We start from the raw sequence: 6,736 nt of genomic DNA, 5'->3' as shown, positions 1-6,736 counted from the left end.
CAGCTCCCGCGCCTTCGCTTGGGCTGCACCCTCACCCTTTATAACGTCTGAATATTCAAACAACTAACTTTTCTTATCCATCGTCCCGATGGATAAACCTACCTTACACAAACTTCTTGACGCTACCTGATATCATTCAAAGCATCTATATTAGCAGGAGTTTTTCCAGTTAGATTGCTTTCGAACGATATCCAGGCTGGATTAACGGGAGGATTTCCATCTATCGCCCGGCACCCACGGGATATCCTAGTCTCCTCTAGAGTAAAAGCAACCCTCGTACATCTGTTGTTGCACCATCACTTAAGCAGCATCCCAAAAAGGGGTGTCCTTCGGGACAGCCTCTTTTTTCGTATCCAGACGTTCAACTTAGCCTCATATAATCAAGGCATTTAACTTTGCCAGTTACCAGATACCTCGCCAAGTACCTCAGTTAAACGGACTCTGATAGTGCTGACGGTATAACATATCTTTGTTAGTAGAACATTTTCGCGCAGGTTTTCCTACATATCTTTGCACTTTCAGTTGAGCAGTCGTTTCAATATTTGCTATATGTTATAATTTGTCCGTCTTAGATACTGGCTGTCGTTAAAACTAGAGTGAAGGGGGGCTGTCGCTATGAAAAGCTTACTGGGGGCTATTCTGCCTCAAAAACTGAAGTACCGGTTGTTCACGGCGTTTGTACTGTTAATTTTGCTGCCGTTTTCCGTGCTGAATATATATAATTACGAGAAAATCGAAACACTTATCCAAGCCAAAATAAGCGAGCAAAGCCATGCACAATTGGAGAGCTTGCAGCGCACTTTGCAGGATCAGATGAGTACGGCCTTTAAAACACTCATTTTCCTGGAACAAGATTCATCGGTTCGATCCATATTGGAGGTCCCGGAGCAGAACGGTTTATTGGATAATATAGAGCAAATAGAAAAGAAATTCAAAGGCCTGAATAACAGTTTTTTTCTGTATAATCCGCCCGTTTATTTCACAGTACTGGATCTGCATGGGAATGTGTACACGTCCTATAAACCGAAGGAATCGTTGAATTATGATGAGCTTCGCTCCAATCCCCGATTTCAGGAGTCGCTAAGAGAGGGAGCAACCTATCGATGGGTCCCGCATGATGATAATTATTTATTCCGGGATATTTCAATAAGCTCCTCCCTATTGTCGTTGTACGCTGTTATGAGAGATCATAATCAGCAGCCATACGGACTGGCAAGGACGAGTATTGATTACTCCTATTGGTTTCAATCCATACTTTCTCCAGCCTCTGCCAATCAGGAATATTTCATCTTTACAAAAGAAGGGCAGCAGGTAGGGCAATCGGTTGCCAATAGTACGCTTTCACAGTCAGCTGTTGAAAAAATCAAATCAAATCCGTCCACGAACGGTTATGTAATCGACCAAGCGTCTGATGCTTTAATTAATTTCAGCTATATTGACTCGCTTGATTGGTATATGGTTAACCGGGTTCCATTGAACATTTTGTACAAAGAAATTCACGACCTTAAACAAAATTATTTTTTAACCTTTGGATTGTTTACCTTAGCGTTTATTATCATTGCTTTTATGATAGCGTTTACTTTTACCCGCCCTTTATCTCACATGCAAAAGAAGATGAGGGAGGCTGTCCGTAAAGATTTAAAGGTGCGTTTGCCGGAAAAACGGTACAAGGGGGAGATTTTGGAGCTTACCCGTTCCTTTAATACGATACTGGAGGATATGAACGATCTGATTCAGCGTCTGAAGGCGGAGGAAAGGCAAAAGGATGCGGTTCATTTTCAAATGCTGCTGGCTCAAATGAATCCTCATTTCTTATTAAATACTCTGAATACGATGAAATGGATTGCTCTGCGCAATGATCAGACGGATATTGCTGAGATTACGATGTCATTAGGCAAGCTGCTGGAAACGAGTTTAAACTCGGATGTGGATTTAATTTATTTGAAGGATGAGATAGAGCTGATCCGCGCTTTCGTATATATACAACAAACCCGATATAAAAACCGCTTTCAGATTCATTACGATTATGACAACCGGGATGAATATGTACTGGTGCCAAAGCTCAGTCTACAGCCCTTGGTAGAAAACGCTATTCAGCATGGAATTGCTCACCGTCCGGAAGGCGGAACTATTCGCATCGGCATCCGATGCAATCAGCAGGAAAGCTTAGTGGTTGAGGTTCAGGATAATGGAGCGGGCTTTGAGCAAGCCAAGCGGCTGCAGACGAACCGGAAGCGTCCGGGAATCGGACTGGATAACGTTAGACAAAGGCTGCGACTGCTTTTTAAAGATGAGGGAGCGGTAGAAATTGTACCATTGGCAGAAGGAACTGAAGGAACGTTAGTCCGAATGACCCTGCCTTATTTGTTAGCAACACCATATAAAAAAGAATTGGAAGCGTAATCATCAAAAGGGAGGGGCCGATATGTGGAAGGTGCTGCTTGTAGAAGACGAAGTATTTGTCAGAGAATCGGTGAAGGAGCTTATCCGTTGGGATGAGATGGGGTTTACACTGGCCGCTGAGGCCGGCGATGGAATAGAGGCGCTTGAATACATTAAGCGGGATCCCCCGGATCTGGTCATAGCCGATATCATAATGCCAAGGATGGACGGTATAGAGCTGCTGAGGCAAACGCGTCATGCAGGTATAACTTCCAAATTTGTCATGCTAACCTGCATGGGGGATTTTGAATATGTTCGTCAAGCCATGGTTTACGGAGCATCGAACTATATATTGAAGCTTTCCATGAGTGTTAACGATCTTAGGGAAACGCTGTACAAAATAAATGATGAGTTAACGCATACCGCCAAATTGCTTCACACGGGACAGGCAGACACAGCAGTTCTGTCTCAAGAAATATCGCATCCCGAGGTGAACAAAATTATGCAGTATATTAAAGAAAATCTGGATAAGGATATTACGGTCAAATCGCTGTCCCAATATGTAATGATGTGTGAAAACTATGTCAGCTCTTTATTTAAGAAAAAGACAGGCCAAACTTTGATTCATTATCTACACGAAGTAAGGGTGAATCAGGCAATCCATTATCTAATCGAGACCGATTTGAAAATTCAGGAGATAGGATTAAGAGTAGGGTTCGTAAATGATAATTATTTCATTAAAATTTTTAAAAGATTAACCGGGTCTACTCCAAGTCAATACAGGCAGCAGAGAAAGTAGAACAAAAGGAAGAAATCCAACGAAACTTCATATAAATGTTCCACTGAAATTTACATCATTCTGTTCCATAAGGTTGTCAGATTTGTTCATTACGCCGCCATCGGCTGGCTTGCTATTATTGATTTGCGGCAAGCAGCTTTGCTCACAATATCGATGGAGGTGTAGGTTTTTGCAACCAACAGAAGTTAAGTCACCGGTTCAGTCACGTGCTTACCGTTTATTGCATCCGGGAGAGGTGCGGGAGGTAGTGCTTGAAAATGACCTTGGAAACGGGCAAGTAGTGGTGGAGCCGTCAGTGGGAAGTATCTGCCATGCTGATTTACGTTACTTCACTGGACAAAGAAGGCCAGAAGCATTGGCCCTTAAATTGCCGATGGCATTAATCCATGAGGGGATCGGCAAGATTGTGGAAAGCAAGTCTCCTGCGTTGAAGGTCGGGCAGCGTGTAGTTATTGTTCCCAATATTCCCGGGTACCTGCTCAATGGCGTTGCTCCGGAGAGCTGTTGTCCTGTTTGCCAAGAGGGCAAAGGAGAAAGCTATTGTTACCACGGACGATTTCTAGGGAGCGGTGTGGATGGAATTGCCCAAAGCCGGGTAATTGTACCGGCAGCCTGCGCTATACCGGTTCCCGATGAAGTTCCTGACGAAATCGCTGTATTAGCGGAGCTATGCTCTGTCTCATATCAAGCGTTAAGCAATGTTGCAGCTCAGATAGAGCATACACCCGCCCGTATTGCTGTATTTGGAGACGGACCCGTCGGGTATCTTACAGCTGCCATGCTTCATCACTGCTTCGGAGTCAGTCAAGACCGGCTTCAAGTATTCGGAGCTGTTCCCGAGAAGCTCGCTCAGTTCGACTTTGCAAGCAGGGCTTTGGTTCAAGAGTGCGAATTCACTTCCTTAGAGCTGTTCGACATTGTTGTTGAATGTACGGGAGGCCGGTTCTCTGAAAGTGCAATTAATCAAGCCATAGGCATTCTTAGTCCGAAGGGGCATTTGATTCTGATGGGAGTGACCGAAGAGAGAGTTCCGATTAATACGAGAGATCTATTAGAAAAGGGGATTACCATCATCGGAAGCAGCAGAAGCTCTTCGGCTGACTTCCAGCACGTATTGCGGGTTATGAGTAACCCAACTTGTCAGGATACGCTTAGAAAATTGCTGCCGGAACAAGCGGTTCCAATAAATTGCTCAGAAGACTTCACAACATCGATGAAACAGGCGGCAGCCCACCGCGATTGGAAAAAGATTCTTCTGGAATTTAATTGGTAAATGATTGCAAGCAAATTAGTTCGACCAGAAATATAAAATGAGAGGATACCTGATTATGAAGGGGAAAAAGATAGTTCCTTTTACTCTATGCTTACTATTGTTGTCAAGCAGCTTAATAGCATGTTCCAAAGGTACGGCCTCTAAAGAGCCTCAGACTGGAGCAGATGCCAAACCGATAAAGCTTACTTTCTGGAGTGGGGTTCCTGCGGAAGCGGGGCCGCAGCTAGCTGTTGATAATTGGAACAAGCAAAATCCTAATATCCAAGTGGAGTATGTAAGATATGTGAATGATGACTCCGGGAATATTAAATTGGATACAGCGCTCTTAACCGGACAGGGCGTGGATATCTACGCTACTCATAATTTCCCCAGATTTGAGACTAGGGTAAAGGCGCAGGTTGCTTTGGATCTCGGGCAATTCAAGGATTACAATATTGACGAAATGATGGGACCGGAAGCATCGGACTGGAAAGTTGATAATAAGTATTATGCGATGCCGACGAAACGGGATCTTCATTTTATCTGGTTAAATAAAGATGCGCTGGATAAAGCGGGACTTGCGGTGCCTTATAACTGGACATGGGACGATATGAGAATGTATGCCAAAAAGCTCTCAGAGCAGAAGCAATGGGGAATGCTTCAAGACATGGTGACATGGGATTTTGTTCTAGATTCACCAATGGCAGTCGAGGGTGTGGTAAAGCCTGACGGCAGCTCCAACATGGATAATCGTCTGACCAAGAAAATATTAGAAAATATGCATGCGATGATGTACGACGACAAAAGTATACCTTTGTACGCAGAGCAACTTTCGAAAAAAATGCCGGTTGAAACAGAGTTCCTCAAGGGCAATGCCGGAATGTATTACGCCGGAGAATGGATTTTTCGATTCGCCAACAATTTAAAGGATTATCCCAGAGATTTCAAAATCGCGATTGCCCCTATTCCTAAAGTAACAAAGGATCAAGAAAATTATCGGGTATTTGGAGGCTTGGGCGATGCTATTGCTATTAACCCCCAATCGAAAAATATTGATGCGGCATGGAAGTTTTTGAAATGGTATGCAGATGGAGGCATGCTGCCCCTTACGCAAGGAGGACGGATTCCCTCATCCAAAGCAGTCAATAGCGATGAAGCCTTCAAAGTGCTGTTACAGGGTGTAGAGGATAAGTATGATGTCGAATCGATGAAAAAGGTGCTGTTCAGCAAAGACTTCAAAACCTTCCAAAGCAAGCTTGCACAGCAAATGATCGATGCTCGTAAAGAGCAATACCAGCTATATTTTACTAACAATCAGAGCTTGGATCAGATGTTTGTTAATTTGGTCAAACGTCATAATGATTTTCTTAAGCAAACTAAAAAGTAATAAGCGGGTAACTCTTTTCAAAAACCGGAGGACAGTGACTATGGGTTGGGTAAGAAAGCAACAGCTTACAGGCTATCTGTTTGTAGCCCCCAATATAATCGGCATTTTCGTATTTTTCTTTATTCCTGCTTTGTTTTCGTTGATCATTTCTTTTACGAATTGGAAATTTACCCAGAAGACGGCTGACTTTGTCGGGTTCAGCAACTTTAGCCGCTTGTTTCAAGACGACGTTTTTTATATAGCGCTGAAAAATACAGTTATCTTTTTGTTATCCGTTCCCGTTTCTGTGCTTCTGGCATTTGCAGTTGCGCTAGTGCTGAATAATCAAGTTTATTTTAAAAATTGGCTTCGGGCGATGTATTTTCTTCCTTATATAACAAACGGAGTTGCGGTTGCTTTTGTATGGATGCTATTGTTTGATGCCAAAAACGGCCCTATTAATCATATTTTGCGTTCGGCAGGTATTGCAAATCCGCCTGGATGGTTTTCAACCACAACCTCGCCTATGTACGCTTTTGACTTGATATGGATTTGGCTCATGGTAGGCTACAATATGATCATTTATATGGCTGCACTTCAAGAAATTCCCAAGGAGCTGCTGGAGGCAGCCAAGATGGACGGCGCCAAACGCTGGCAATCGATCATCCATATTATATTTCCGTTGGTTAGTCCGACTACATTTTTTCTTCTAATTACCGGCTTTGTCGTAACAATAAAATCATTTGGCATAGTGGAATCGATTACACATGGCGGACCCGGCACAAGCACGCACATCTTGTCTTTATTCGTATACAAAACAGCGTTCCGCTACTATGAGATGGGTTATGCTTCGACGATTTCCTTAGTGCTGCTGGCTTTCATCTTGTTGATTTCCCTGCTCCAATGGTATGGGCAGAAAAAATGGGTTCATTATTAA

The 6,736-nt window shown here is 43.4% G+C and carries 5 protein-coding genes; all 5 read left to right on the top strand.

Annotated elements, in window-relative coordinates; translation table 11 throughout:
• Positions 1-615: 615 nt before the first annotated feature.
• The 5 genes from NV381_RS35555 (at position 616) to NV381_RS35535 (ending at position 6,736) form a co-directional block, all read left to right on the top strand.
• A complete protein-coding gene (locus NV381_RS35555; RefSeq protein WP_258218007.1) occupies positions 616-2,403 on the top strand; it encodes a cache domain-containing sensor histidine kinase in 1,788 nt (595 codons plus the stop codon).
• A 22-nt stretch (positions 2,404-2,425) separates the two neighbouring features.
• The gene (locus tag NV381_RS35550) at positions 2,426-3,181 is read left to right on the top strand and encodes a response regulator transcription factor (RefSeq protein WP_258218006.1); all 756 of its coding nucleotides are present in this window, start codon (positions 2,426-2,428) and stop codon (positions 3,179-3,181) included.
• A gap of 169 nt (positions 3,182-3,350) precedes the next feature.
• On the top strand, positions 3,351-4,454 hold the full coding sequence (locus NV381_RS35545) for an alcohol dehydrogenase catalytic domain-containing protein (protein ID WP_258218005.1): 1,104 nt from the start codon (positions 3,351-3,353) through the stop codon (positions 4,452-4,454).
• A gap of 55 nt (positions 4,455-4,509) precedes the next feature.
• On the top strand, positions 4,510-5,820 hold the full coding sequence (locus NV381_RS35540) for an ABC transporter substrate-binding protein (protein ID WP_258218004.1): 1,311 nt from the start codon (positions 4,510-4,512) through the stop codon (positions 5,818-5,820).
• A 40-nt stretch (positions 5,821-5,860) separates the two neighbouring features.
• On the top strand, positions 5,861-6,736 hold the full coding sequence (locus tag NV381_RS35535) for a sugar ABC transporter permease (RefSeq protein WP_308862424.1): 876 nt from the start codon (positions 5,861-5,863) through the stop codon (positions 6,734-6,736).

The organism is Paenibacillus radicis (ex Xue et al. 2023), assembly GCF_024722015.1.
Classification (GTDB): Bacteria; Bacillota; Bacilli; order Paenibacillales; family NBRC-103111; genus Paenibacillus_S.
This window is presented reverse-complemented; position numbering and strand designations above follow the sequence as displayed.